The following is a 26,528-nucleotide window of genomic DNA, read 5'->3' as shown; positions in this document are numbered from 1 at the left end:
CATTACCGTGATCGGAGACAATAATGCCTAATCTTTCGGGGCCAACCCTCATTGTCATTCTCTTTATCGTGTTGCTCTTGTTTGGTGCACCGAAGCTGCCCGCACTCGCGAAATCGCTGGGGCAGTCGATGAAAATTCTGAAAAAAGAGGTCAGCAGCGACGACATCACTTCTGAGAAGGGTGACGCGACTGTTCCAGCAGTCGAGGCGTCAGGCGAGGCCGCTACCGTAGCACTCACTGAGGCAGAGCAGGCTCAGGCCGAGCTCGCCCAGGCCCGTGCTGAGGCAGCGGCAGCCAAGGCTGAGGCCGAGGCGCTGCGTCAGCAGGCTGCTGCAACAGAAACCCCTCGCGCCGACTAATCGCGCGAACTCGGCGCCTAACGCCGCAACGCAAAACCCCCGCGACTCCGAGGAATCGCGGGGGTTTTGCTCTGTTCGGCTGGTGCTAGCTGTCGAGGTTTGCCTCGACCCAGCGGAGGTATTCGTCGTTGACGTTACCCGCAATGTACTCGCCCGTGAAGCAGCTGTTCTCGAGCGCCTTGACCTCGCTTTGGCCGGCGAGAATGGCGCGGTTCATGCCCTCAACCGACTGATAGATGAGTTGGTCGGCGCCGATCATGCGCGCGATCTCATCATTTGAGCGCCCGTGTGCGATGAGTTCCTTGCGTGACGGCATATTGATCCCGTAGACATGGGGGTGCTTGACCTCCGGTGCCGCTGAGGCGAAGATGACCGACGCTGCGCCGGCTTGGCGGGCCATCTCAACGATCTGCAGCGAGGTCGTGCCGCGCACGATCGAATCGTCGACGATGAGCACGTTTTTGCCCTTGAACTCGATGCCCATGGCATTGAGCTTCTGGCGCACGCCCTTTCGGCGCACGGTCTGGCCGGGCATGATGAAGGTGCGGCCGATATAGCGGTTCTTGTAGAACCCTTCACGGTAGGTGATGCCGAGGCGGTGGGCCGCCTCCATGGCGCTCGGGCGGGCCGAATCGGGAATGGGCATGACAACGTCAATCGTGCCAGAGGGAACGGCCTGTTCGATCTGCTCGGCGAGCACGTCGCCGAGACGTAGCCGGGCATCGTAGACGGGAATATCGCTGATGACCGAGTCTGGGCGGGCGAGGTAGATGTACTCGAACGAGCAGGGAACGAGCGTCGACTGTTTAGCGCACTGGCGCGAGATCATCTCGCCGTCGGGCGCGATGAGAATCGCTTCTCCCGGAGTGACGTCGCGCACGAGCTCGTAGCCGGCAGACTCGAGTACGAGAGACTCGGAGGCGACGATCCACTCGGTTCTGCCAGAGGCATGCTCGCGACGACCGAGTACGAGCGGGCGAATGCCAAAGGGATCGCGAAACGCAATGAGGCCGTGGCCCGAAATGAGGGCGATGGCCGAGTAGGAGCCCTCGACGCGATCGTGCAGGCGGCTCACCGCCTCGAAGACCTGATCGTCGGTGAGTTCAAGGCCGCGGCCCGAGACGCTGTCTTCGAGCTCGTTCGCGAGCACGTTGAGCAGAATCTCGGTGTCAGAGGTCGTGTTGAGGTGACGGCGGTCGATGTTGTACATCTCGGCCGAGAGCTCACGGGTGTTCGTGAGGTGGCCATTGTGCACCATGATGAGGCCGTATGGGGCGTTGACGTAGTAGGGCTGCGACTCTTCCTCGCTCGCGGCCTCGCCCGCGGTGAAGCCACGCACATGCCCCACGCCGATGTTGCCGAGCAGAGCGCGCATGTCGCGGGTGCGGTACGCCTCGCGCACCTGGCCCCTGGCTCGGTACATGTGAAAACGGCTGCCGTCATCGGTCGCAATACCGGTGGCATCCTGGCCACGGTGCTGCAAGAGGAGAAGGCTGTCGTAAATCTGCTGGTTTGCGAGTTCTTGTGAAACGATTCCAACAATGCCGGTCATACGGGTGAGTCCTTTGAGTCCTTCTGCCGAAATGGTGTGCGACGCGAGATGGCACTGACCCATTTTTGCACACTCTTAGGGTCTCAGGTGAGCCCTGGCTGATGGCAAGCCGTGTATCCGGTGTGCAGCCGGAGTAAGTGGGCGCGGGCCCGACGCACGTTTAGAGCATGAGTAAGAAAATGGGAATGGTAATGACCGAGCAAAGACTTGTCGCCACGACCGTTGCCGCCAAAAGGTTCGCATCGTCGTCGTACTCGACGCTTGCGAGGTAGGCGGTCGTTGAGGTCGGCATTGCGGCCATGAGAATCATGCTGCTCGCCCATACCTCGCTCATGCCGGGGAAGACGACGCGCACGACGAAAATGGTGATGAGCGGAAGCAGAACGAGCTTGCCGATGACGCTGACGGTGAGGTCGAGCGTCTTGACCGATCCGCTCGTAAACGCGCGAAACGACTGCCGAAAGGTGAGCCCGATGCAAAAGAGGGCACCCGGGGTGGCGATCTGGCCAAGCAGATTGAGCGGATCGGCCACGAGCGTTGGCATCGGAAGTCCCGAATAGCCGTAGGCCAGCCCGAGCACAATACTCATTGCGACTGGGTTGAAGAGCACGGCCTTCTTCGTGATCTGCCAGAACGAGACACGGTTCCCGTCGGGCAGCACGCTGACGACGACGGGGTAAAAAATCATGTAGAGCAGGTTGTGCACCATCTGGCCGATGCCAACGGTGACGCCCGCGATCGGCCCGAAAAGCCCCATGGCAATGGGAATCGCAAAGTACACCACGTTGCCGTACGCGCCGCCCATGGCGACCTGCGCCGCGACTCGAGCGGTCCGTTTTCCGGCAAAAAAGATGAAGCCGAACAGTATCAGCGAGGTTGCGACGAGCGTCAGGATGATGAGAAACGGATACTGCGCCGGAAAGCTGTCGAGTGGTGTGCCATCGAGCACCGCCATGAAGAGCAGGGCCGGTAAAGCGACGTTGAAGACGAGGGCGTTAATGGAGCTTTCGGCGCGCGCGAAGCGATCGCTGTAGCTCGCCACGAATCCGACAAGAATGACGATGAAAAGGGGAAGAAGCACCGTCAAAATGGCTTGCATGGGGTTGAGATCTCCGATCTCTGCTGGGGTGCCGGGCAGCGAAGAGGGAGCCCGAATGATCGTCGTTCACAGTGTAAACCACGCGTGAAAAAATTGGTGCTACCGGATTTTTCCTATTGTTTGGCCCAAGAAACCCAATGTTGGACCAAGCGCGTGGCTACTCACTGAGCCAAACTTTTTGCTTGGTCCCCTCGTTTTCTTGTGAATAGTGGACAGGACTCCGGGCTTGGGCGATGCGCAATGTGTAGCAAACCTGTGTTACTGTGCCTTTGGTATTACCATCCTGAATGTTGGATGTCTTCGGTCGAATACCCCTCGGCGCAGAAGATGGGCACAACCTGTAGATACCCAATACAGCTAACTCTCAATGGAGGAGGAGTCATGAAAATCAGCAAGGTCGCTGTAGGGCTTACCGCAATCGCAGCTCTCATGCTCACCGGATGCTCAGGCAACGGTGGCGGCGGAGGGGCCGACTCGGCAGATAAGAAATCGTATGACTGGGACATGACGGTCACCGTCGGTGACACGTCAACCTGGTACGCCGGCGCAGAAAAGTTTGGTGAGCTTCTCGCTGAAAAGTCAGATGGCCGCATGACGCTGAACGTGTTCGGTAATGAGCAGCTCTCGGGCGGCGATCCAGCCGCTGGCGTCGAGCAGCTCATGAGCGGGCAGAAGGCGTTCTCGTACAACTCACCCATCATCTACTCGGGTATCGACCCACGCTTCAGCGCGATCACGGCTCCGTTCCTCTTCGATGACTACGCACAGGCCGATGAGGTTATCGCCGCGACCGGTCTCGATGCATACAAGGAACTCGCTGAGGAGCAGGGCGTCAAGCTGCTCGGCTTCGGTGAGAGCGGTTTCCGCCAGATCACCAACAGCAAGCACGCGATCACGAAGCCAGAAGACTTCAAGAACCTCAAGTTCCGTGTCGCCGGTTCAGAGCTCTTCATTGACATGTACAAGTCACTCGGTGCTGACCCTGTTGCGATGAACTTCGCCGAGGTCTTCACTTCGCTGCAGAACGGCACGATCGATGGCCAGGAGAACCCCTTCGATGTCATCTACAGTGGCGGCCTGCCCGAGGTTCAGGACTATCTTTCTATTCTGAACTACGTGTACGACCCCCTTCTGCTCGGCATGAGCCTTGACATGTGGAACGAGCTCTCAGAAGAGGACCAGGCCATCGTGCAGGAAGCTGCTGACGAGGCGAACGAGTTCCAGATCAAGATGAGCCGTGACCGCGAAGACGAACAGCTCGTTGAGTTCAAGGAAGAGATGCAGGTCGATGAGCTGAGCCCAGAAGAGATCGCAGCCTTCCGTGAAGCGCTTCAGCCTCTCTATGACTCATGGACCCCGAAGTGGACTGAAACGGTCTTCGACGCTGTCAACCCCGCGAACTAAGACTGTGCCTCAGGCTTTTAGGGTTTACCTTCGTGTTCGATAAGGTTTTGACGAAAATCGAGAAGGCGGTACTCATTACCGCCTTCTCGATCATCACACTGCTCGTCTTTGCGAATGTTATTTCGCGCTACGTGCTGCATGCATCGCTTTCATTTTCAACAGAGCTGGTGACGAACCTCGCCGTGCTCATGATCATGGTGGGTGCATCGTTGGGTATTAAGTACAATACTCACCCCGGTTTTACGGTGCTTCGAGATAACTCGAAGGGCCTCCTTCACAAAGTTGTCGTGACGCTCATCGTCATCGTGATGCTCGTGTTCTTAGCCTTCCTCATGTGGTACGGCTACGAGACCGCGATGAAGCAGTTTGCTTCGGGCCGCACCACGCCCGCGCTTGGCATGTCACAAGGGCTCTTCACGATGGCCATTCCGATCGGCGCCGCACTGGCATCGATCCGCTCACTTCAACAGCTGGTGCTCGTTTGGCAGGGTCGCGACCTTGACGAAGAGCCCGATTACCGAGAGGAGGCGTAACTCATGCTTGAACTCGTTCTTTTTGGCACCTTCCTGGTGCTTCTGTTCCTCGGCGTTCCCGTCGCATTCTCGATGGGGGTCTCGGCTCTTGCCGCAGTGACCTTCAAATCGGGCATGATTGCGCTCGCTCCGATGACCGGTGTTTTCTATGCCTCGCTCTCGGGTGAGACGCTGCTCGCTATTCCGTTTTTCATTCTTGCCGGTGTCATCATGGAGCTCACCGGGATCTCGAAGCGGCTCATCGAGTTTGCCGATGCTCTCGTCGGGCACAAGAAGGGCGGTATCGCCCTTACCACCGTCATCACCGCGCTCCTTTTCTCGGCAGTATCGGGGTCGGGGCCGGCAACGGTTGCCGCGATCGGTACGATTCTCATTCCCGCCCTCGTGAGCTACGGCTACTCGAAGCGCCACGCGGCAAGCTTGGTGGCTTCGGCAGGCGAGATCGGCATTATTCTGCCGCCGAGTATCGCCTACATTGTCTTCGCCGTGATCGCGCAGGACTACGAGCGCGTTTCGATCGGTCGCCTCTTCATGGCGGGTGTTGTTCCCGGTATTCTGCTCGGTGTCACGCTCTACATCGTGACGAAGTTCTTGCCACGCGAATACAGTGATGTTGCCGAAAACGCGAAGGCGCATATTCGCAAGGCCACCGGGCGTCTGACCGGGCCAGAGAAGGTTGCGACCGCGAACGCCGCGGCAGGCTCCCCGAGCACGACCGCGAGCGTCGGTAGCGTCGAGAAGATTGACTTCTCTGGCACGAAGACCGAGGTCATTAATCAGATGGGCGACGACGTGAGTCTCGCCGAAGCTTCGAGAGAAGAAGAGGTCTCAACGACCTTCATCACCCAGGCGCTCAGCCAGCAACGCCGAACCGAGCGGGCTCCCTGGCCTGTCATCGGCCGTGCTTTCCTGCGCGCTCTGCCTGGTCTGCTCGTTCCCGTCATTATTCTTGGCGGCATCTACGGCGGCATCTTTACCCCGACTGAGTCGGCGGCGGTCGCAGTGATTTACGCCCTGCTTGTCGGCTTCTTTGTGAGCCGTGACCTGAAGCTCAAGAATCTGCGCCTGATCTTCACGGCGTCTGGCCTGCAAGCATCGAGAATCATGTTTATCATCGGTTCAGCGTCGCTCTTTGCGTACGTGCTGACTCGATTCAAGATTGCCGACCACATCGCCGGCAGTCTCTTGCAGGTGACTTCGAACCCGATTCTCATCATTCTTATGGTGAATCTGATTCTGCTCATCGCTGGCATGTTCCTCGACGCTATCTCGGCGTTCTATCTCTTCATCCCGATTGTGGTGCCGCTCCTGCTCGAAGTGGGTATGGACATTACGACGATCGGTGTCATGATGACGCTGAACCTCGCGATTGGGCTCATCACACCTCCCGTGGGGCTTGACCTCTTTGTAGCCGCAGGCATTGCGAAGATTTCGTTCGCCGAAGCTTCGAAGGGCATCGTTCCCTTCCTGCTCAGCGGCATTGCCTTCCTGCTCCTCGTCGCCTTCGTGCCCATGATCTCGAACTTCTTGCCAGATCTGCTCGAGCTCATCGGTGCTCAAAGCGCCGACGGCACAGTGATGGTGAACGGGGTCAAGATGACCGGGAGCTTCTTTACTGATCTCGGCAGCATGACCGCGGCCTACTTCACGAAATAAACGATAAGGAACTTCTGATGAGTACAACACTCAAAGGGCAAACCGCCATTGTGACCGGCTCAGCTCGCGGCATTGGTGCCTCGATCGTTCGGCACCTTGCCGAGCAGGGCGCGAGCATTGGCATTGTCGATCTCATCGACGGGTCTGAGCTCGCAACCGAGCTTCAGACGCAGTACCCAGAGCAGCGTTTCGTTGCCTATGCGGTTGACGTTCGCGACCGCGAGCAGGTGACGAGCACGATTAACGCGTTCGTTGCTGAGCTGGGGCGTCTCGATATTGTCGTGAACAACGCGGGAACGGCAAGCCGTGTCGGCCTCGAATCGTTCACCGACGAGCTCTGGGAGCTCGACATTGCGACGAACCTCAAGGGCACCTTCCTGTTCACCCAGCAGGCGATCTACCCGCACATGAAGCAGCAGGGGTATGGGCGCATCATCAACGTCTCATCAATCTCCGGCATCATGGGTGGCCCGCTTTCGGGCGGCGACGGGGGAGGCCGCTCAGGCCCCGCCTACGCTGCGTCAAAGGGAGGCATGATCGCGCTCACCAAGTGGGTCGCGAAAGAGGTTGGCCCGCTCGGCATTACCGTGAACTCGGTTGCGCCGGGGCCGATTGCGACCCCGATGACCGAGTCTGTCGAGTACGACTTCTCGAACCAGCCCATCAAACGCCTCGGCACACCAGACGAGATCGCGGGGGCAGTGGCATACCTTGCCTCACCCATTGCAAGTTTTGTGACGGGCGAGACCATTAAGGTTTGCGGCGGCGCCGCGATCGGTTAGTTCCAAGGGGCGGCGGCGAAGCAGCCGTCGCCCCACCCAGCACCACCATCAAACAATTTCATATGCACCCTTCCTTCCAGTGGTAGTACCAACTATCACGACGTGAGGGCTCGCCACAAGCCAGCTCCCACGCACCAGCCACAAGCGTTAGGAACACTGTGAAACCACTCACGCATCCTGGGGAGCGCTTACAGCCAAGAATTAAACCGGTAGCGGTCACATCCAAAACCGTTGTGCGGCAGCTCTCCCAAGGCAAACCACTGACAGAACAGCTCACCGATATCGTCGCTGAACACGGCGCCACGAGCGGTGCTGCTGAGCTTTATTCGGGGTCATGCGACCCTGTGAGCTACGTGATTCCCACGGCGGGCGACAGCCGAAAGGCCGTTGGCTTTTCTGAAACGCGCGTCACACCCGTCGCCAGCTATATTTACGGCGCTGCCACGATCGGACATCGCTTTGGTGAGCCATTCGTGCACAGCCACAGTATGTGGGCGAACGCTGCGGGCGAAACCCTTGGCGGCCACCTCTGGCCCGACACGATCGTCGGCGCAGAAGGCGTGCACGCTGTCGTGCACATTTTTGACGGCGTCGACCTCATCAGCGCCGATGACCCTGAAACTGACATGCCAGTTTTTACCCCTCACGCAAGCGAAAGGAGGGTCTTCGACGTGGCCGTTGAAACCCAACTCCGTAACACCGTGGTCGCTCGTGTGCTTCCAGGCGAAGACATCACCGAGGCGATCATCAAGACCAGTAAGGCCGCCGGGTTTGACTCGGTGAGCGTGCGAGCTGGAATTGGCAGCCTCGTGGGCGGTGAGTTCGTGAACCGTGCCACCCGCGAAACCGTTCGGGTTGATGGCCCCGGCACCGAGGTCATCGCCCTCATTGGCCACGTGTCAGACCTCTCGGCGGCAGAGCTCGAGGTTCGTCTGAGCTGCACGATGGTCGACCGTCACGGCGTCGTGCACGCCGGTGAACTCATCGCTGGGGCAAACCCGGTCGCGGTGACCTTTGAACTTGTCCTCCAAGAAATGAACCAAGAAAGCAAATAAGGAGCAACACCATGGACGTAGTACTCAACCAGGAATTCCTCGGCGAAGAAGAAGAAGCCGATCTTGTCGAATGGCTCGTGGCCGACGGCGCAACGGTCGCCGAGGGCGACGTGCTTGCACAGTTCGAGACCTCGAAGCTGGTCGCCGAGTTCAAGTCGCCCGCAGCAGGCGTCGTTAGCCAGAAGGCTGAAGAGGGCGACGTCGTCAACCTCGGCGACACCTTCGCAACCGTCGCTTAAGGAGGGCCCAACGTGGCTGAATTTACTGTGAAAGAGCAGGGGCTCGCGGGCCTCACGCTCATGAAGCGTATTCGTGAATTCGAAGATCGTCTTCCCGGCCTCTCGCAAGAGGGGGAAATTCGCGGATCGACTCACCCCTCGAGCGGCATGGAAGCCGTCTCTGTAGGCGTCTCGCTCGCGCTTGAAGATCGCGATGCGATCGCCTCAAACCACCGCGGTCACGCGCACACGCTCGCGAAGGGTGCCGACTTCAAGAAGACGATGGCCGAGATTCTCGGTCGTGAAGACGGGTACTGCAAGGGCAAGGGCGGCTCGATGCACCTCGGTGTCAAAGAGATCGGCGTGCTCGGTACGAACGGTATCGTCGGTGCTGGCATCGGCATCGCAACGGGTGCGGCTCTCGCCTCGCAGGTGAAGGGCGATGGAAGCGTCGCGGTTGCGTACTTCGGCGACGGCGGCTCGAACCAGGGCGTGCTCGCCGAGGCGTTCAACCTCGCGGCGATTTGGAAGCTGCCCGTGATCTTCGTGCTCGAGAACAACTACTACGCGCAGTCGGCATCGGTCGAAGAGATGGTCGCACAGCGCGACTTCACGAAGCGCGGCGAGGCCTATGGCGTTCCCTCCTTCGAGGTTGACGGCATGGATCTCGAGCAGGTGTACGTGACGATGGACAAGGCTGTCGAGCGTGCCCGCGCTGGCGAGGGCCCCTCGTTCATTGTGGCGAACACCTACCGCTACCTCGGCCACATGGCCGGTGACACCGAGATCTACCGTGATGCAGCTGAGGTCGAGGAATGGCGCGCAAAAGATCCCGTCGCGAAACTGCAGAACCGCCTCGTTGAGGAGGGCGTGCTCACCGCGGCCGACATCGAGAAGCTTGAGGCCGACATCACGGCCGAGATCGACGATGTCGTCGAGTTCGCCAAGAACTCCCCGTACCCGGCTGTCGAGACCGCGTTCACCGACGTGTACGCATCGTAAGGAACCGATATGACCACGAAGAAACCACAAAACCTCACCATCTGGCGTGCGGTGAACTCGGCCCTTCACGACATTCTCGAAGAGATTCCTGAATCGATCGTGTTCGGTGAAGACATCACCACTTGGGGAACAGGCGGCGGCATTTACGGTGTGAACCGTAAGCTCGACACGACTTTCGGCCCGAACCGTGTGCGCAATACCCCGATTAGCGAAGAGGTGCTGCTCGCGGCCGCTTCCTCAGCCGCTTCACGAGGACTGCGCCCGATTCTCGAAATCATGTACTCCGACTTCTCGTTCCTCGGCTTCGACGGCATCATCAACCAGGCCGCGAAGAACCGGTACATGTTCGGTGGCCAGTTCGACGTGCCCATGGTGATGCGAACGAACCACGGTGCGGGCATCGGTAAGGCGGCCCAGCACTCTCAGTCGCTCGAGACGATCTTCGCGCACATTCCAGGCCTCGAGGTCGTCGTTCCGTCGAACGCGAACGACGCCTACGGTCTGCTGAAGACCGCGGTGAAGTCAGACAACCCGACTATCTTCCTCGAGCACAAGAACCTCTACTACGACAAGGGTCTTGTGACGTTTGAAGAGATTCCTTTCGGGCAGGCTGCCGTCTCGCGTGAGGGCCAGCACGTCACCGTCGTCGCGACGCAGTGGCTGCACCGTTCGGCTCTCGAGGCCGCAGAGCAGCTCGCTGAAGTGGGCATCGAGATCGAGATCATCGACCCCCGTACCCTCTACCCATTCGATATGGACACGGTCTACAAATCAGTCGCAAAGACCCGTCACCTGGTCGTCGCGCACGAAGCGGTTCGTGACTACGGCTGGGGTGGCGAGTTTGTCGCGAACGTCGTCGAAGACGCTTGGGACAACCTCGACGCGGCTCCCGTTCGCATCGGCGCCTTCCGCGCGCCGATTCCGTACAGCGAGCCTCTCGAGAACGCGATCGTGCCTCAGGCACAGCAGGTCGTGGCCGCCGTGAAGAAGGCGCTCGGTAAGTAGTCCTGGTAGCCGAGCTTGCGCCGGGGCAGATACCGGCGCGTGAGGGGCCCGCATCCGCAATGTTGCGGGCCCCTCGTCTCCGGAGCGAGGCCGCGCTGAGTCGCGGCACCCGCCCACGATTTTCCACAGTGAAGGAACCACATGATTTCTCTCGAACAGCAGGTTGCACTCGTTTTCGGCGGCGGATCGCTCGGCGGCGAAACCAACAACGGCCTTGCCGCCTCCCTCGCCTTTGCCGAGGCGGGCGCGAAGGTCGCTCTCGTTGACGCGAACCCCGAGGCGGTGCAGGGTGCGCTCGACCGCTTCGAAACAGTGTTTCCCGGCTCTACCAACGGCCGGGTCATCGGAATCACGGCCAACGTGACCAACCCAGACGAGGTGCGCGCAGCGGTTGAAGCAACGATTGAGGCGTTCGGCCAGATCGATGTACTGCACAACAACGTTGGCATCGCGCGCATGGGCGGCCCGCTCGAGATGGAACTCGACGAGTGGAACCTCGTCATGAACGTGAACCTCACGAGCGTTTTTCTCACGACGAAGTATGTGCTGCCGCACATGCTGGAGCGAGGCAAAGGCTCGATCATTAATGTCGCCTCGGTCGGCGGCATGCGGTACATCGGTTACAACTACCCGAGCTACACCGCGACCAAGGCCGGCCTCATCGGCTATACGCAAACGATCGCGCTCGAGTACGCCGCGAAGGGCATTCGAGTGAATACGATTTCACCCGGCTACATCGAAACCCCGATGATGTACCGCCAGATCAGCGGCGCCTACGACTCGATCGAGGCAATGGTTGCCGCCCGGCATGCGCTCAGCCCGACGGGAAAAATGGGTGTCTCGCAAGACGTCGCACGCGCCGCGGTCTTTCTCGCGAGCGACGCGGCGCAGTACATCAATGGCGTTTGCTTGCCGGTCGACGGCGGGCTTATTCAGCGGGCCACCGAGCCGGCTCGCGATCACTAAACGGTTGCGGTTGGAACGATCCGCCGCAGGTGAGAGCCGTTTGGGCTCATCGCTTATCCTGCCCCTCGCGCTCTCGCGAGGGGCAGTCGCGTTTTGGCCCACTGGCAGTGAACCTGTCGGCACGTTTGCCGCTAAGCTTGAGGGGTGACCGAAAATACTTCAGCATATGCCCAAGCCGGTGTCGATACTGAGGCGGGCGACCGCGCGGTAGCTCTCATGAAGGCCGCGGTTTCTCGCACGCACGGCCCCGAAGTGCTTGGCGGCTTTGGCGGCTTCGCTGGCATGTTCGACGCCTCGGCCTTGCTCGGCTACAAGCGTCCCTTGCTCGCGACCTCAACCGACGGTGTTGGCACCAAGGTTGCTATCGCGCAGGCGATCGACAAGCACGACACCATCGGCCAAGACCTCGTGGCGATGGTTGTCGACGACATCATCGTTGTGGGCGCGAAGCCCCTCTTCATGACCGACTACATCGCGTGTGGCAAGGTCGTTCCCGAGCGCATCGCCTCGATCGTTGGCGGCATTGCGCGCGCTTGCGAAGCGACGGGCACCGCACTCGTGGGCGGCGAGACCGCCGAACACCCTGGCCTGCTCGGCGACGACGACTACGACGTGGCGGGTGCCGCCGCTGGCGTGGTCGAGGCCGACGACATGCTGACCCCTGACCGCGTGCAAGACGGCGACGTTGTGCTCGCGATCGGTGCTTCGGGCCTGCACTCGAACGGCTACTCGCTCGTGCGCAAGATTATGGCCGACGCGGGGCTCACCTACGAGCAGCACGCGGCCGATCTCGGAGCCACCTACGGTGAGGCACTGCTCGAGCCCACCATGCTGTACACGGGCCCACTGCTGCGCGTTCTCGAGACCCCGGAGCTGCACGGCGCCATCCACTCGCTGAGCCACGTCACCGGCGGCGGCATCGCGGCGAACCTCGCCCGCGTCTTGCCGCAAGACGCCTGGACCGAGGTGGATCGCGCCACCTGGTCACCGCTTCCCGTCTTCCAGCACCTCGCGCAGGTCGCTGGCCACGAGCTCACAAGCCTCGAGGGAGCTTGGAACCTTGGCGTCGGCATGTTCGCGGTGGTCGACCCTGCACGCGCCGAGGCAGTTGCCGCCAAGCTGCGCACCGAGGGCATGACCGTGTGGCAGACCGGCGTCGTGGGCAAGAGCGCCCGCGACCTGGCTGGCTTCGAGCAGGGCGCCAAGGGTGTCGACGGCGGCGCGGTGCGCCTCGTGGGCTCCTACGCCTCGTAGGCTTCGCTTCGCGTTCCTGGGGCCCGCCTCTTCGAGCACGGTCTCGGGTTGCAGTCTTCCTGGCCCCGCACCTCACCGTGTGGTCACTTTCCCACCTCGTGTGGTCAAAAAGTGTCGAAATTCTCGGCGCAATCGACACTTTTTGACCACACGGTGAGGCGGGAAAGCGGGGAAGCGCCCGTGCCCCGCGCGAACGCGAAAGAGGAGTGCCTCCCGGCCGACAGGGTCGGTTGGGAGGCACTCCTAACGAAGAGAGGTGGGAGCGCTCGCGCTACTCCTCTTCCTCTTCTTCGTCATTATATTTGTCTGCGTACTCAGCCCACATGTCTTCTTCAGACTGCGACTTCTGTGACGCACCGAGCTCACGTTCGAGTTGCGATAGGTCAGTATCTGGACTGAAGTATTTAAGCTCGCGAGCAACTTTTGTGTGCTTCGCCTTTTGACGGCCGCGCCCCATGCGAGACCCCCCTACACAATTCAGGCCCCGGAGCGTTTGGCTGCGAGGCAAACAACACGTATTCAACAACTAGTATGTGAGGGGTAGTTTAGCACGTTGTTCGATGAACAAATAATGGGTCCTGCGCGTTACCATGGAGATGTGGCTAAGCGTAAACGAAATCTCCTGATAATTCTGGGTGCTGCGGTCGTGATTTTACTCGTCGCGGTGGCAATGATTGTCGTGCCAATTCTCACGCACAAGAGCGGTGGCAGCTCTGGCCAAACCGATCCGGGCGGTTTTGTTACCGAGGTGACCGCGACCGGTGATGACGGCCGAACTCGTACGCTGCGAGCCACCGATCTCGCGGGAAAGCCCGTCGACATGGGCCACTTGCAGCCGGGAGAAACGCTGCGCGTCGAGGGCGAAGGCTTTGATGCATCGAATGGCATATACGTGAGCTTTTGTAAGGTCCCCACTGACCCGACGGTCAAGCCTGGGCCGTGCCTCGGCGGCATTCCTGAGAATGCGCAGGAAGAAAAAGATGAGAGCGACCGGGCTGATCCGCTCGAGAGTGCGTGGATCACGAATAACTGGGCCTGGCGTTCGTTCGCGTCGCATCAGTATCTCGATGCGAAGGCGGGAACGTTCCGGGTAGAGCTTGTCGTTCCGCCGGCCTCAAGCGAGGGGGTCGATTGCTCGGTTGACGCGTGCGGGCTGTTTACCCGTGCCGATCACACGGCCCCGGGCGATCGGGTGCAAGATGTGTTTTTACCGATCCGCGTTGAATGAAGTGGTGAACGGCGAAGCGTGATTCAGCCGACGAGCGTGTGAATGAGCGTCGCGATCGTGTAGATGGTGACGCCAGCGATTGAGCCAACGACGGTTCCGTTGATGCGAATGAACTGGAGGTCTTTGCCGACCTGTAGTTCGATCTTCTCGGCGGCTTCGCTCGCGTCCCAGCGGTAGACGGTCTCGGTGACGACCTGGGCGAGGTCGTGGCGGTACGTGTGCACGAGGTGCTCGACCGCGGTCATGACCCACACGTCGATCTTGTACTGCAGCGTCGGGTCGTCGAGCAGCCTGCGGCCAAAGTCGGTGACGGCACGGGTCATGCGCGCGCGAAGTTCGCTGTGCTCATCTTCGAGCATCGCCGTGAGTGAGGCTCGGGCGCTGTTCCACGTGGATTCGACGATCGTGCGAATGCGGGGGCTGTCGAAAATCTCTTCCTTGAACTGCTCGACCTGCTCTTGCAGTTGCGGCTTTGACTGCAGATCATGGGTGAGGTCATGGAGAAAGCGATTGGCTGCCTCACGGAATGGGTGCTGCTCGTTGTCGCGCACGGCACGAACGAACTTGACGACCTCTTTGTGCGCGCGGTCGTCGATGAAGCGGTTAGCAATCGACGGAACCCACGACGGCATTCGTGATGAGACGAGCGCGTTGAACGACTCGGGGTGGGTGACGAGCCACTGCTCTGCGTGATCGGCGACGATGTCGATGAGCGCGTGGTGATGACCGGCCTCGAGCAGTTGCTCGGTCACGCGACCAATCGTTGAAGACCACGGCGGATCGATGACATGCTCTCGAATGAGCGATTCGAGAAGGTCTTGAACGTCTGCATCAGAGAGTACGGTGAGGCCCGCGATGCCGGCTTGCGCAGCGAAACCGGTGACCTTTTTGGCGTTCACAGGTTCTTGCAACCAGGTGCCGCTGATGCGGGCACCGCTGATGGTCGAGAGGCGTTCGTGTACGACCTCATCGGCGAGGAAGTTCTCTTCGATGAAAGAGCCGAGACCCTCGCCAATTTCGTCTTTCTTGCCCGCGATGAGGTTCGTGTGCGGGATCGGGAGGCCGAGGGGCCTGCGAAAGAGGGCAGTGACGGCAAACCAGTCGGCGATCGCGCCGACCATGCCGCCCTCGCTCGCTGCGCGGACGTACCCGGCCCAGACAAAACGGCCCTGCAGGCCGAATGACACAGCAAACACCACTGCCATTGCCACGAGTAGCCAGAGCGCGATCGCCTGCATGCGGCGAAGCTGCTCGAGCTTCACAAAATCTTCCGGCGTGACGGCGCCGAGCGTTCGTTTCGACCTCACTGTTTTCATTACATTCATTATCTACCCTGCCACATGCAGATTGTGCACTTCTTCAGCGGGAATGGCGACGCGTATGCGAAGCTACTTTTTATGCACCTTCTCGCCAAAGTCAGCCTGAAAAACCGCGCTCTCATCGCTCTCGTCACGATTGTGGCCTGTCTCTTTGGTGTGATCAGCATGTCGGGGCTGAAGCAGGAGCTCATGCCGCAGGTGCAGTTTCCTGCCATTGCGGTGGTGACGAGCTACCCGGGTGCCTCGCCCGAGGTCGTCAACAATGACGTTTCGGTTCCCATTGAAGAGGCTGTGAGTGGGGTTGCCTCGCTCGAACGCTCCTCATCAACCTCTTCGACGAGTGCGTCGATGGTGCTGCTCGAGTTCACCTATGGAACCGATATTGCGGCAACGGAGCAGAAGGTCGAACGCGCGATCTCGCGCATCTCGCAGTCGCTCCCGCAGGACGTTGAGCCGCAGGTTGTTTCGGGATCGATCGATGATTTTCCCGTGATTCAGATCGCGGTCGGTGCAGCTGACGGTCAAGATATTGAGTCGCTCACGAACTCGCTCGAGACGGTTGCGGTGCCAGAACTTGAAGACGTCGACGGTATTCGTCAGGTGCGTCTTGGTGGCGTGACCGGCCAACGCGTTACGATCACCCCAGACGAGGCGAAGCTTGCTGAGAAGGGCTACACGAACGAGTCGATTCAGAGCGCTCTGAAGCAGAACGATGTGTTGCTCCCCGCGGGGCAGATTACCGAGGGCGAGAACACGCTTTCGGTGCAGGTCGGTGGTGACGTCGATACCGTCGACGCGCTCGCCGCATTGCCACTCGTACCAACTCCTGAGCAGTTCATGCCGCAGCAGCCTGAGGTAGGCGCTGCTGGTGCCGATGGACTCGATGCGGCCGGGCTTGACGCCTCGCAGCTCGACGCAGCCGCGGCAGCCGAGCAGGCCGCACCACCGGTGCCCACCGCTCCGGAGTACGTGACGATTGGCGACGTTGCCGAGGTCACCCTCGAATCAAACCCTGTCTCGAGCATCTCGCGCATTAATGGTGAGCCGGCGGTCTCGGTCTCAATCACGAAGCTTGCCGCCGCAAACACCGTTGAGGTGTCGCACGCGGTACAAGACCTGCTGCCGAAGATCGAGAAAGCGCTCGACGGGGCAGAGCTCACGGTCGTTTTTGACCAGGCTCCCTACATCGAACAGTCGGTCGAGACGCTCGCGGTTGAGGGCATGCTAGGCCTCGTCTTTGCGATTCTCGTCATTCTTGTCTTCCTGCTCTCGGTGCGGGCGACGTTGGTAACCGCGGTCTCGATTCCCACCTCGCTCCTGCTCACGTTTATCGGCCTGAACTTCGCCGATTACACGCTCAACATGCTCACTCTCGGCGCGCTCACCATCTCGATTGGTCGCGTTGTTGACGACTCGATCGTCGTGATTGAAAACATCAAGCGGCACCTACGCGAGGGCGAGCCTCGGGCGAGCGCGATTGTGTTTGCCGTGCGCGAGGTGGCCGGCGCCATTACCGCCTCAACCGTGACCACCATCGCGGTGTTCTTGCCAATGGCCTTCGTGTCGGGCATGGTCGGCGAGATGTTTAGGCCCTTCGCCTTCACGATGACCTTCGCGCTCGCGGCCTCGTTGCTCGTCTCACTTACGATCGTGCCTGTGCTTGCGTACTGGTTCTTGAAGGCAGAGCCGCAGACAACGCCTGAGGATGAGACGCCAGAACGGCCCGAGCTTGAGGCGCAGCAAGAGCTTGAGGCGCAGCCAGAGCTGTCAGAGCTCCAAGAGGCAGTTCTGACAGGCCCCACGAGCTCAGCCGACGAAAGCCCCAAGGGTAAGCGAAGGGCATCACGACTGGGTGACGGGACTGCCGTCACGAAGCTGCAGCGCGTCTACCTTCCGGTCATCGACTGGACGCTCAAAAAGCCAGTGATCACGCTGCTCGCTGCAGTAGTAGTGTTCGCGGGAACCCTCGCGACCTACCCGCTCATGAAGCAGAACTTCATGGGCGACGATGAACAGAATGCTGTATCGCTCACGCAAACGCTCGCGCCCGGTGTCAGCCTCGACCAGCAGCTCGTGCACGTTGAAGAAGTTGAGGGCGTTCTTGAAGAGGTCTCAGAGATCGAGACCGTGCAGGTTACGGTCGGCTCGAGCGACCCCGCCATGGCAATGTTCGGCGGTGGTGGCGACGGCGCTGTGAGCTACTCACTCACGATCGATCCAGACGCACAGCAGCAAGCCGTGCACACGAAGATTCGTGAGAAGCTCGACACGCTTGAAGACGCCGGCGAGTTCTCATTGAGCTCGGCGTCGGGTGGCATGGGCTCGGTCTCAACCGTCGACATTACGGTCACCGCTCCTGCTCAGGACCAGCTGAACGATGGGGTCACCGAGGTCGTCGACCGGTTGCGTGCAAACGATGCGTTTGTGCAGGTCGAATCGAACCTTGGTACCTCAAGGCCGATGATTCAGGTGACGGTTGACCGAGAGGTTGCGGCACAGGCTGGCCTCAGCGAGGTAGCAGTCGCCTCGATTGTCTCGTCGGCCATGCAGCCCACCGCTGTGGGCCAGGTAGTACTCGACGACTCGAGCGTGCAGGTCTACCTTGCCCCGGGCGAGACACCCGCAACGAGTGACGAGATCGAGGCTCTCAAGGTTCCAACCGTGCTCGGCGAAAAGACGCTTGGTGACCTCGCCGCGGTTGAACACGTTGACGGCCCGGTTTCCATCTCGACCGAGAAGGGCGTGCGTTCGGCGACCATCTCGGCGACGCCAGAGAGCGACGACCTCACGGTTGCCGCGCAGGCCGTTCACGAAGAGCTCGACGCGATTGAACTCCCGGGCGGGGTGACTGCCTCGGTAGGCGGCGTGCTCGCAGAGCAAGAGAAGGCGTTCGAGCAGCTTGGCCTGGCGCTTCTCGCCGCGATCCTCATCGTGTATGTGGTCATGGTGGCAACGTTTAAGAGCCTGCTGCAGCCGTTGCTGCTGCTCGTCTCTGTACCATTCGCGGCCACGGGTGCGATTCTGCTGCTCGTCGCGACCGGTATCCCCCTCGGCGTTGCATCGCTCATTGGCGTGCTCATGCTCGTGGGTATCGTCGTGACGAACGCGATCGTGCTCATCGACCTCGTGAATCAGCTGAGGGAGAGAGGCATGGCGCTGAGAGATGCAGTGCGCACCGGCGCCGCACATCGTTTCAGGCCCATCGTCATGACGGCGCTTGCTACGATTTTGGCGCTTACCCCGATGGGTATTGGGCTTACCGGTAAGGGCGGCTTCATCTCGCAGCCGCTCGCGGTCGTGGTGATCGGTGGCCTGCTCTCGTCGACCGTGCTCACGCTCGTCGTGCTGCCAACGCTGTACTACGTTGTCGAGCGCGCGCGTGAACGTTCGCGGGAGCGCAAGGCTGCGAAGCGAGCGTTGAAAGCGCACGCTGTGAAGACGCCGAATGAGGTCGCATAAGTTTTCCGCTAGTATTGTGCGGTCGGCTTGGAGCGAATCCGCATTGATATTGCTTGTTGTAGCGCTCCCTGGGCCGAGTCAGCGGGGAAGACCCCGAAAGTGAAGTGATCGGCCCGGGTGGATCCGGGGAGAGCCAGCGTGCACATTTGAGTGCATTTTGCGTGCTCGCGTTCACGTGATGAAACATAGGTGAAACCTAGCCAATGGCAAACAAGCGAAACAGCGGGGGCTTTAAAGCCTCAAAGAACTACGACCCGAGCCGAGCCCCAAAGGGCAAGCGTCACCCGGGTTCAGCGCAAGGAGGCGGCCCCAAGCGTCGCTTCGATGACCGCGATGACCGCGGCTTCCGGGACGATCGCGGTAACCGCGATGACCGGGGATACCGCGACGAGCGCGGTGGCCAGCGCTCTGATCGCCGTGAAGGCGGCCGCGACTTCCGCGATGACCGCGGAGGCTACCGCGGTGATCGCCGAGACGACCGTGGGCGCGAGGGCGGCCGAGGGTTCAAGAATGATCGCGGCAACGAGCGCGGTGGCTATACCAACGACCGTGGTTACGGCAACGATCGCGGGTTCAAGAACGATCGCGGCTTCAAGAATGATCGTGGCTTCAAGAACGACCGTTTTGATGCAGAGCGTGGCGGGCGTGAAGACCGCGGGTTCAGCGACAACCGTGATTTCCGCGGCAAGCGCGACGACCGCGACTTCCGCGGCAAGCGCGATTTCCGTGATGCCCGTGGTCAGCGGGGCGACCAGGGTGGCTTCCGCGATGATCGTGGCCAGCGGAACGATCGTGGTTTCCGTGATGACCGCGGGTTCAAACAAGATCGTGACTTTGGCGGCAAGCGTGACTTTGGCGGCAAGCGCGATTACGCCGATAAGCGCGGCTTCTCAGACGAACGTGGTCAGCGGAGCGATCGTGGTTTCCGCGATGACCGCGGGTTCAAGCAGGATCGTGACTTCGGCGCCAAGCGCGATTTCCGTGAGAAGCGCGATTTCCGTGAGGATCGCGGTGGGTTCCGGGACGACCGTCGCCAGCGTGGCGACCGCGACTTCCGCGGGGAACGCAGCGAACGCGGCGACCGCGGGTTCCGAGAGGAGCGCGGTGGGTTCCGCGGCGAACGCGGCGGCTTCCGTGATGAGCGCGGGGGACAGGGAAGACGCGATGACCGCGACTTCCGTGGCAAGCGTGACGATCGTGGGTTCGGCAGCAAGCGCGACGACCGCGGCTTTGGTGGCAACAAGCGCGATGACCGTGGCTTCCGCGACGACCAGAAGCGTTTTGCGCCCGAAGAGGATGTTGTGCTCGAGCGCATCGAAGCGATGCAGACGAGCGCTGAAGACGTCGCCGAGATGACCTTTGAGGGGCTCGGCCTCGGTGGCAACATCGTCGAGACGCTCGCCAAGCTCGGCGCCGAAAAGCCCTTCCCGATTCAGGGCGCGACGATTCCTGACGTGCTCGCGGGCCACAACGTGCTCGGGCGCGGTCGCACCGGCTCTGGCAAGACCATTGCCTTCGGGGCACCCCTCGTCGAGCGCTTGCTCCAGATGAAGGCCGAGGGGCGCTTTGCTGGCGATCCGCCAAAGGTCGACCCGAACAACAAGCGTTCGAAGCGTGAGCGTTCGCGGGGCCGTAAGCCCAAGGCGCTCATTCTCGCGCCAACTCGTGAGCTCGCGCTGCAGATCGACCGCACGGTGCAGCCCATTGCCCGTTCGGTTGGCCTCTACACGACGCAGGTGTACGGCGGCGTGCCGCAGGCGAAGCAGGTGACTGCGCTCACCATGGGCGTTGACATCGTGATCGGTACCCCCGGTCGCATGGAAGATCTTATTGAGCAGGGCCACCTTGACCTCAGCGAGGTCACCATTGCCGTGCTCGACGAGGCCGATCACATGTGCGATCTCGGCTTCCTCGAGCCGGTGCAGCGCCTGCTGAGGCAGACCGCTCACGACTCGCAGAAGCTGCTCTTCTCGGCAACGCTTGATTCGGGCGTCGCATCGCTCGTGAAGGAGTTCTTGCCGGTTCACGTCGCTCACGAGGTCGCCGGTGAAGACCAGGCCTCTGGCACGATCGATCACCGCGTGTTCGTGGTGCTGCGCGAAGAGAAGCTCGAGATTCTGACGCAGCTCGTGCAGAGCCCCGGCAAGATTCTCGTGTTCACGCGCACCCGCGCCTACGCCGAACAGCTCAGTGAGCTCTTCGAAGACGCGGGCGTGCCAGCGGTCGCCCTGCACGGTGACCTCAACCAGGCCAAGCGCACGCGCAACCTCAAGCAGCTCACCTCGGGCCGTGTGAACGTGCTCGTGGCGACCGATGTTGCCGCGCGCGGAATTCACGTCGATGACGTCGATCTGGTGATCCAGGCCGACGCGCCTGACGACTACAAGACCTACATGCACCGCGCAGGCCGCACGGGGCGTGCGGGCAAGCACGGCACTGTCGTCACGATTATTCCGCGCAACCGCCAGCGTCGCACGACCGAGCTGTTGCAGCGCGCCGAGATTAACGCAACCTTCTTCGGTGACTTCTTCGCCGACGACGAGTTTGTCCTCGCGGCGGGCGACGCGGTCGAGAGTGACTAACCGCTGCCGACCGCACGCGGATCTTTGCTGTAAGAGATAAATAAAACCCTCGTTTATTGTAATTACCCCACAAGAAGGCTCGGGGCACCCCGGGCCTTCTTGTGGGGTGTTCATTGCGAAGTCGTGAAGCCAGGCTCCGGCCTGTACTCTTGGGTCAGTTTTGGGCCAGAGGCCTCCGAAGCAACTTTGAGGAGCTTTCGCGATATGGGTACGCAGAAACCACAACCACGTTTGAACATTGATCTCGTCTCTGACGCCTTACTGGGGCGTTGGAAGCAAGAACGGCTTGAGGGGCGTGAGATCGCAGCCGATCCACGTTTTCACACGCCTCAGGGAACACCGATGAGCGAGCACCGCGAACGGGTGTTTGAGCAGCTCTCGGGTCTCGTTGAGAAGGGCGCCATTCAGCGCGCCTTCCCGGTCGCGCTCGGCGGCGGCCACAACCACGGCGGCAACATTGCTGCCTTTCACGAGCTCGTCTACGCCGACCCGTCACTGCAGATTAAGAGTGGCGTGCAATGGGGGCTCTTCGGCGGTGCGATCTTGCACCTCGGCACGAGCTACCACCATGAGAAGTACTTGCCCGATGTGATCTCGCTGAAGATGCCCGGCGCATTCGCGATGACCGAGATCGGGCACGGCTCTGACGTCGACAAGGTCGCGACCACCGCGACCTACGACGAAGCAACCGAAGAGTTCGTGATTCACACCCCGCACCGCAGTGCGTGGAAGGAATTTCTCGGCAACGCGGCCCTGCACGGTCAGGCCGCGGTAGTGTTCGCGCAGCTCATCACGAAGAACGTGAATCACGGCGTGCACGCCTTCTACGTTCCCATTCGCACCCCCGAGGGCGAACTGCTGCCCGGCGTTGGTAGCGAAGATGACGGCGTCAAGGGGGGCCTCAACGGCATCGACAACGGTCGCCTGCACTTCACCAACGTGCGTATTCCGCGCACGAACCTCCTGAACCGTTACGGTGACGTTGCGGCCGACGGAACGTACTCGTCGCCCATCGAAAGCCCGGGCCGTCGCTTCTTCACGATGATCGGCACCCTCGTGCAGGGCCGCGTCTCGCTTGACGGCTCGGCCGTGAACGCGATGAAGGCAGCGCTCGCCATCGCGATTCCTTATGGCTTCGAGCGCCGCCAGTTCAGCGGGCCCAACGGTGAAGAGACGAAGCTCATGGACTACGGGCTGCACCGTCGCAGGCTCATCCCTCGTCTCGCTGAGACGTATGCGATGGCCTTTGCGAGCGAGCAGCTGCTCACGCTCTTTGACACCGTATTCTCGGGCAAGGGTGACACCCCTGAGACCCGTGAAGACCTCGAGACGCTCGCCGCAGCGCTCAAGCCGCTCTCAACCTGGGCGGCACTCGACACCCTGCAGGAGGCTCGCGAGGCTACCGGCGGGGCAGGGTTTATCGCCAAAAACCGCCTCACGGGCTGGCGTGCCGACCTCGACATTTACGCGACCTTCGAGGGCGACAACAACATTCTGTTGCAGCTCGTCGGCAAGCGCCTGCTCAAGGACTACGCGGCGCAGTTTAAGAACGCCGACGCGGCGACGCTCGCAAAGGCCGCTGTTGGCCAGGTGGGCGAGCGCATGCGTCGCGTCGGCCTGCGTCAGGTCGGGCAGAGCATCGCAGACCTCGGCCAGGTTTCGCGCTCGGTCGACAGCCTGAAAGACGACCAGCACGCCTTGCTTGCGGATCGGGTCGAGACGATGGTCGCCGAGGTCGCGCAGGCCTTGAACGGCGTGCGTAAGGAAAGCCCGACCGTGCAGAACGCCGAGTTCAACCGCCAGCAGGTGCGGCTCATCGAGGCCGCCCGCGCACACGCAGAACTCTTGCAGTGGGAGGCCTTCACCGAGGCTCTCGACCAGATCACCGATCCTGATACGAAGCAGGTGCTCACGTGGGTTCGTGACCTCTTCGGGCTCGGCCTCATCGAGAAGCACCTCGACTGGTACCTCATCACGGGCCGCTTGTCGGGCAAGCGCGCGCAGGCTGTGACCGCCTACGTTGACCGCCTCATCGACCGCGTCACCGATCACTCGCTCGACCTTATCGCGGCGTTCGGGCTCGACAACACGCTGTTGCGCGCCGACATTGCCTCGGGCATTGAGTCGGAGCGTCAGGAAGAAACTCGCGCCTACATCGCCGAGCAGAAGGCCGCGGGCACCTGGCCGGTTCACGAGAAAGAGCTGCGCAAGCGCAGCGGCAAGTAGTCTCACCGAACGAATCGTCTGACGTCACGGCGTGCGCAGGGTCTCACCAAAGCGCACGCCGTGACGTATCGTTGAGGTATCTGGCAAACGAAGGATTGCGATGACCTTTAACGACAACGCGCGCATCAACACGCAGCGCACGCAGAAGCGCTCAGGCGGCAAGACCGCGGCCGTTGGCGGCGGCAGCCTGGTCGTCGTGCTTGGCCTTTGGGCGCTCTCAGCGCTCACCGGGGTGAATCTTATGCCGCTCGCAGGGGTCGCGACCGATGCCACGAGCCAGCTGGGAGGCGGATCGAGCGCGGCCGTCGAGCTCGAAAACTGTGATCTGGGCAGCCAGGCGAATGAGCGGGACGAGTGCCGAATGGCGGCGACCGCCGATGCTGTCGACCAGTTCTGGGCTGGGCAGGTCAGTAACTACCGCCCTGCCACGCTCATCCTGTTCGAGGGAGCGACCTCGTCGCAGTGTGGCACCGCGAGCGCTCAGACGGGGCCGTTCTACTGCCCGCCCGAAGAGAAGATTTACCTCGACGTCGGCTTCTTTCGCACCCTGAGTAGCCAGTATGGCGCTTCGACCGGCTCGCTCGCACAGATGTACGTGCTTGCGCACGAATGGGGCCACCACATCTCGAAGCTCATCGGCACGATTAACGTCGACCGGGCGAGCGGGCAGGCTTCTGGCTCGGTTCGCCTTGAGCTTCAGGCCGATTGCTTCGCAGGGGCATGGATGCAGAACGCCACGAGCGCGAAAGATCAAGATGGCAACACGTTGCTCGCGCCCATCACCGAGGGCCAGCTCAACGATGCGATGAGCGCTGCCGCGGCGGTTGGCGACGACCACATCATGCAGAGCTCCGGCATGCGTGTTGACCCCGAACGCTTCACCCACGGCACTTCAGAGCAGCGGCAGCGCTGGCTCATGACCGGGTTCACCGAGGGGCCTACCTCGTGCAGCACCTTCGAGGTTCCAGCAGAGCAGCTCTAGGCCCCGCGTGCCAAGCGCCGAGCTAGCGTGAGCTTCGCGCCGTGCGGCCGCGCAGGACGCCCATGAGCTCTTGCATTTCGTCGTCGTCCCGCGAGATGTTCCAGGTCGCAAAGACCCGCGTGCCATCGATTTCGCCCGTGACTTCAATGATGCTGTGCTGTTTCTTGGCGATCATGTGGCGTGCGAGGGGGAGTGGCATGAGTATCGCGCCGACGCCCGTTGCAACGAGCTCGAGTGCCGCGCGGTGGTCTGTGGGGCGCCACGCGGGATCGTCCCAGGGCTGAGGGGTCGGCCAATCGGCAGAATGTCCCTCGTAATCGAGCAGGTGCACGAGGTCGAGATCGCCCACGTCGATCGAAGCTTCGCCCGCGAGCTCGTGGTCGGTATCAACGACGAGCGCGACGGCCTCTTCGTACAGTTGCACCGCGTGCCTGGTGCGGGGCTCGGTGCGCGCCCCGGCGGGAAACGCTCCGGGCTGGCACCGCACGAGCGTCATGTCGGTTTCGCCGCTCGTCACATCGCCGACCTGCTCGAGCGGCACGAGGTCGAGGCGCCTGCGAGAGCGCACCTCGTTCCACCGAGTCTGCCACCGTGAGGGAGCGATGCCGCGCACGAAGCCTAGCGTGACGGTGTTCCGTGGCTCTGCCTCGGTGGGCACTGTGCTTTCGGTCATTCGGGGTTCCTCTCGTCGGCGGCGAGGTGTTTGCCGAGGGCCCCCGCGTAGATCTCGTGGTCAAAGGGAAGTCTTGCAAGCGCAAGCTTCAGACGGTACCCGTCGGGTGGCCCGGCCTCGACGAGCGGGATGTTTTCGCGCTCGTAGTGTTCGCGGGCCCGGGCCGCGTGGCCGTGCGGCGGTTTGCCCGAGACCGGCACCACTCGCCACCAGGGCACCGCGTGCCCGTGGTGCGCGAGCACCTGGCCGACCATGCGGGCGGCACGTGAGCCCAGCGCAAAGGCCACGTCACCGTATGTCATGACGTGGCCAGCCGGTATGCGCTCGACGACGTCGAGAACCGAGTCGGTAAAAGCTTCGCGATCCACCTCTTAAGCGTAGCGTGCCTAACCTATCGCAGAGACCCCGAGGAACATGCCGATCGTGTAGGTCGCGGCAACGGCCAAGCCGCCGAAGAGCAGCTGACGCAGTGCGCCTGCAACCCAGTTCTTGCGAGTGAAGATTGCGGCGGTTCCGCCGGCAGCGAGCAGGCCAACGCCACCGAAGAGCAGGCCCATCGGCAGCGATCCGAAGCCAAAGATGAACGGCAGAATGGGCACGATCGCGCCGAGCGAGAAGAACACGAATGACGAGATCGCGGCGACCCACGGCGACGGCCGATCTTCAATGCTGAGGCCGAGCTCGTGCGTGAGGTGTACGCGCAGGGCCCGCTCAGCGTCGGCGTGAATCTCGTTCGCCGCCCTCTCAGCGGTGTCTTCAGACATGCCGAGCTCTTCAAACAGTACTGAAAGCTCGGCCTCTTCACCGCTGGGGTTGCGGTTGAGGGCCTGGCGCTCGGTCTCGACCTCTGAGTCGAGCTGCTCGTTTTGCGTGCGAACCGAGGCGTACTCGCCGAGCGCCATCGAGATCGCTCCGGCGATGAGGCCCGAGATGCCCGTGATCATGACGATCTCGTTCTTGGCACCAGCGGCTGCGATACCGGCGATGAGGCCGATGTTTGATACGAGGCCGTCCATGGCGCCGAACACCGAGGCGCGCAGCCAACCAGAGCCCACCGACTGGTGGGTGTGATCGTAGTCGTGTGGGCTCACGTAGGCATTGTTGTGCGTCATGAATGACAGTTAACCCCATTCGGTGCGCCGAAATACTGGGTCGTTCGGGACCGAAGCGCGAC

The 26,528-nt window shown here is 61.4% G+C and carries 23 protein-coding genes; 16 read left to right on the top strand and 7 right to left on the bottom strand.

Going from position 1 to position 26,528, the window contains the following annotated elements; all coding sequences use genetic code 11:
• Positions 1-23 precede the first annotated feature (23 nt).
• Complete coding sequence (locus JSO19_RS03270) at positions 24-359, top strand: Sec-independent protein translocase subunit TatA/TatB (RefSeq protein WP_270909709.1); 336 nt, start codon at positions 24-26, stop codon at positions 357-359.
• Positions 360-444: 85 nt separating this feature from the next.
• On the opposite strand, the gene purF is transcribed toward JSO19_RS03270, so the two are convergent.
• A complete protein-coding gene (gene purF / locus JSO19_RS03265; protein WP_270909708.1) occupies positions 445-1,911 on the bottom strand; it encodes an amidophosphoribosyltransferase in 1,467 nt (488 codons plus the stop codon).
• 160 nt (positions 1,912-2,071) lie between these two features.
• Positions 2,072-3,010, bottom strand: a complete 939-nt coding sequence (locus JSO19_RS03260; RefSeq protein ID WP_270909706.1) for an AEC family transporter — start codon at positions 3,008-3,010, stop codon at positions 2,072-2,074.
• Between the two features lie 381 nt (positions 3,011-3,391).
• On the opposite strand from JSO19_RS03260, the gene JSO19_RS03255 reads away from it, so the two are divergent.
• The 10 genes from JSO19_RS03255 (at position 3,392) to purM (ending at position 12,885) form a co-directional block, all read left to right on the top strand.
• Entirely contained in the window at positions 3,392-4,414 is a 1,023-nt protein-coding gene (locus tag JSO19_RS03255; protein WP_270909704.1) for a DctP family TRAP transporter solute-binding subunit, read from the top strand.
• Between the two features lie 32 nt (positions 4,415-4,446).
• Complete coding sequence (locus tag JSO19_RS03250; protein WP_270909702.1) at positions 4,447-4,947, top strand: TRAP transporter small permease; 501 nt, start codon at positions 4,447-4,449, stop codon at positions 4,945-4,947.
• Positions 4,948-4,950: 3 nt separating this feature from the next.
• Positions 4,951-6,603: a TRAP transporter large permease gene (locus JSO19_RS03245; RefSeq protein WP_270909700.1), complete on the top strand. Its 1,653-nt coding sequence runs from the start codon at positions 4,951-4,953 to the stop codon at positions 6,601-6,603.
• A 17-nt stretch (positions 6,604-6,620) separates the two neighbouring features.
• Positions 6,621-7,385, top strand: coding sequence for an SDR family NAD(P)-dependent oxidoreductase (locus JSO19_RS03240; RefSeq protein WP_270909698.1), 765 nt, complete (start codon positions 6,621-6,623; stop codon positions 7,383-7,385).
• Between the two features lie 233 nt (positions 7,386-7,618).
• Complete coding sequence (locus tag JSO19_RS03235) at positions 7,619-8,440, top strand: PCC domain-containing protein (protein WP_270909696.1); 822 nt, start codon at positions 7,619-7,621, stop codon at positions 8,438-8,440.
• An 11-nt stretch (positions 8,441-8,451) separates the two neighbouring features.
• On the top strand, positions 8,452-8,679 hold the full coding sequence (locus JSO19_RS03230; protein ID WP_217135357.1) for a biotin/lipoyl-containing protein: 228 nt from the start codon (positions 8,452-8,454) through the stop codon (positions 8,677-8,679).
• 12 nt (positions 8,680-8,691) lie between these two features.
• Complete coding sequence (locus JSO19_RS03225; protein WP_270909693.1) at positions 8,692-9,660, top strand: thiamine pyrophosphate-dependent dehydrogenase E1 component subunit alpha; 969 nt, start codon at positions 8,692-8,694, stop codon at positions 9,658-9,660.
• Between the two features lie 9 nt (positions 9,661-9,669).
• On the top strand, positions 9,670-10,665 hold the full coding sequence (locus JSO19_RS03220) for an alpha-ketoacid dehydrogenase subunit beta (protein WP_270909692.1): 996 nt from the start codon (positions 9,670-9,672) through the stop codon (positions 10,663-10,665).
• A 141-nt stretch (positions 10,666-10,806) separates the two neighbouring features.
• Positions 10,807-11,631 (top strand): SDR family NAD(P)-dependent oxidoreductase, encoded by an 825-nt coding sequence (locus tag JSO19_RS03215; protein WP_270909691.1) that lies wholly within the window; start codon positions 10,807-10,809, stop codon positions 11,629-11,631.
• Positions 11,632-11,775: 144 nt separating this feature from the next.
• Entirely contained in the window at positions 11,776-12,885 is a 1,110-nt protein-coding gene (purM, locus tag JSO19_RS03210; RefSeq protein ID WP_270909689.1) for a phosphoribosylformylglycinamidine cyclo-ligase, read from the top strand.
• A 271-nt stretch (positions 12,886-13,156) separates the two neighbouring features.
• On the opposite strand, the gene JSO19_RS03205 is transcribed toward purM, so the two are convergent.
• The gene (locus JSO19_RS03205; protein ID WP_217136582.1) at positions 13,157-13,342 is read right to left on the bottom strand and encodes a DUF3073 domain-containing protein; all 186 of its coding nucleotides are present in this window, start codon (positions 13,340-13,342) and stop codon (positions 13,157-13,159) included.
• A gap of 141 nt (positions 13,343-13,483) precedes the next feature.
• Between JSO19_RS03205 and JSO19_RS03200 the strand changes: the two genes are divergently transcribed.
• Positions 13,484-14,113, top strand: coding sequence for a hypothetical protein (locus JSO19_RS03200; protein ID WP_270909687.1), 630 nt, complete (start codon positions 13,484-13,486; stop codon positions 14,111-14,113).
• Between the two features lie 23 nt (positions 14,114-14,136).
• Here JSO19_RS03200 and JSO19_RS03195 read toward each other — a convergent pair whose 3' ends face one another.
• Entirely contained in the window at positions 14,137-15,429 is a 1,293-nt protein-coding gene (locus tag JSO19_RS03195) for a DUF445 domain-containing protein (protein ID WP_270909686.1), read from the bottom strand.
• 24 nt (positions 15,430-15,453) lie between these two features.
• On the opposite strand from JSO19_RS03195, the gene JSO19_RS03190 reads away from it, so the two are divergent.
• The 4 genes from JSO19_RS03190 (at position 15,454) to ypfJ (ending at position 24,681) form a co-directional block, all read left to right on the top strand.
• Positions 15,454-18,891, top strand: coding sequence for an efflux RND transporter permease subunit (locus tag JSO19_RS03190; RefSeq protein ID WP_442915671.1), 3,438 nt, complete (start codon positions 15,454-15,456; stop codon positions 18,889-18,891).
• 203 nt (positions 18,892-19,094) lie between these two features.
• Positions 19,095-21,473, top strand: coding sequence for a DEAD/DEAH box helicase (locus tag JSO19_RS03185; RefSeq protein WP_270909684.1), 2,379 nt, complete (start codon positions 19,095-19,097; stop codon positions 21,471-21,473).
• A 204-nt stretch (positions 21,474-21,677) separates the two neighbouring features.
• A complete protein-coding gene (locus JSO19_RS03180) occupies positions 21,678-23,699 on the top strand; it encodes an acyl-CoA dehydrogenase family protein (protein WP_270909682.1) in 2,022 nt (673 codons plus the stop codon).
• A gap of 100 nt (positions 23,700-23,799) precedes the next feature.
• A complete protein-coding gene (gene ypfJ / locus JSO19_RS03175; RefSeq protein WP_270909680.1) occupies positions 23,800-24,681 on the top strand; it encodes a KPN_02809 family neutral zinc metallopeptidase in 882 nt (293 codons plus the stop codon).
• Positions 24,682-24,703: 22 nt separating this feature from the next.
• Here ypfJ and JSO19_RS03170 read toward each other — a convergent pair whose 3' ends face one another.
• Genes JSO19_RS03170 through JSO19_RS03160 form a run of 3 tightly spaced genes read right to left on the bottom strand, consistent with a single transcriptional unit; the run spans position 24,704 to position 26,466 of the window.
• Entirely contained in the window at positions 24,704-25,354 is a 651-nt protein-coding gene (locus tag JSO19_RS03170; protein WP_270909679.1) for a LysR substrate-binding domain-containing protein, read from the bottom strand.
• Complete coding sequence (locus JSO19_RS03165; protein WP_270909677.1) at positions 25,351-25,722, bottom strand: MGMT family protein; 372 nt, start codon at positions 25,720-25,722, stop codon at positions 25,351-25,353. The genes JSO19_RS03170 and JSO19_RS03165 overlap by 4 nt, the downstream gene beginning before the upstream one ends.
• Positions 25,723-25,740: 18 nt before the next feature.
• Positions 25,741-26,466 (bottom strand): VIT1/CCC1 transporter family protein, encoded by a 726-nt coding sequence (locus JSO19_RS03160; protein ID WP_270909675.1) that lies wholly within the window; start codon positions 26,464-26,466, stop codon positions 25,741-25,743.
• Positions 26,467-26,528: the final 62 nt, after the last annotated feature.

This window comes from Leucobacter sp. UCMA 4100, assembly GCF_027853335.1.
Taxonomy (GTDB): domain Bacteria; phylum Actinomycetota; class Actinomycetes; order Actinomycetales; family Microbacteriaceae; genus Leucobacter_A.
This window is presented reverse-complemented; position numbering and strand designations above follow the sequence as displayed.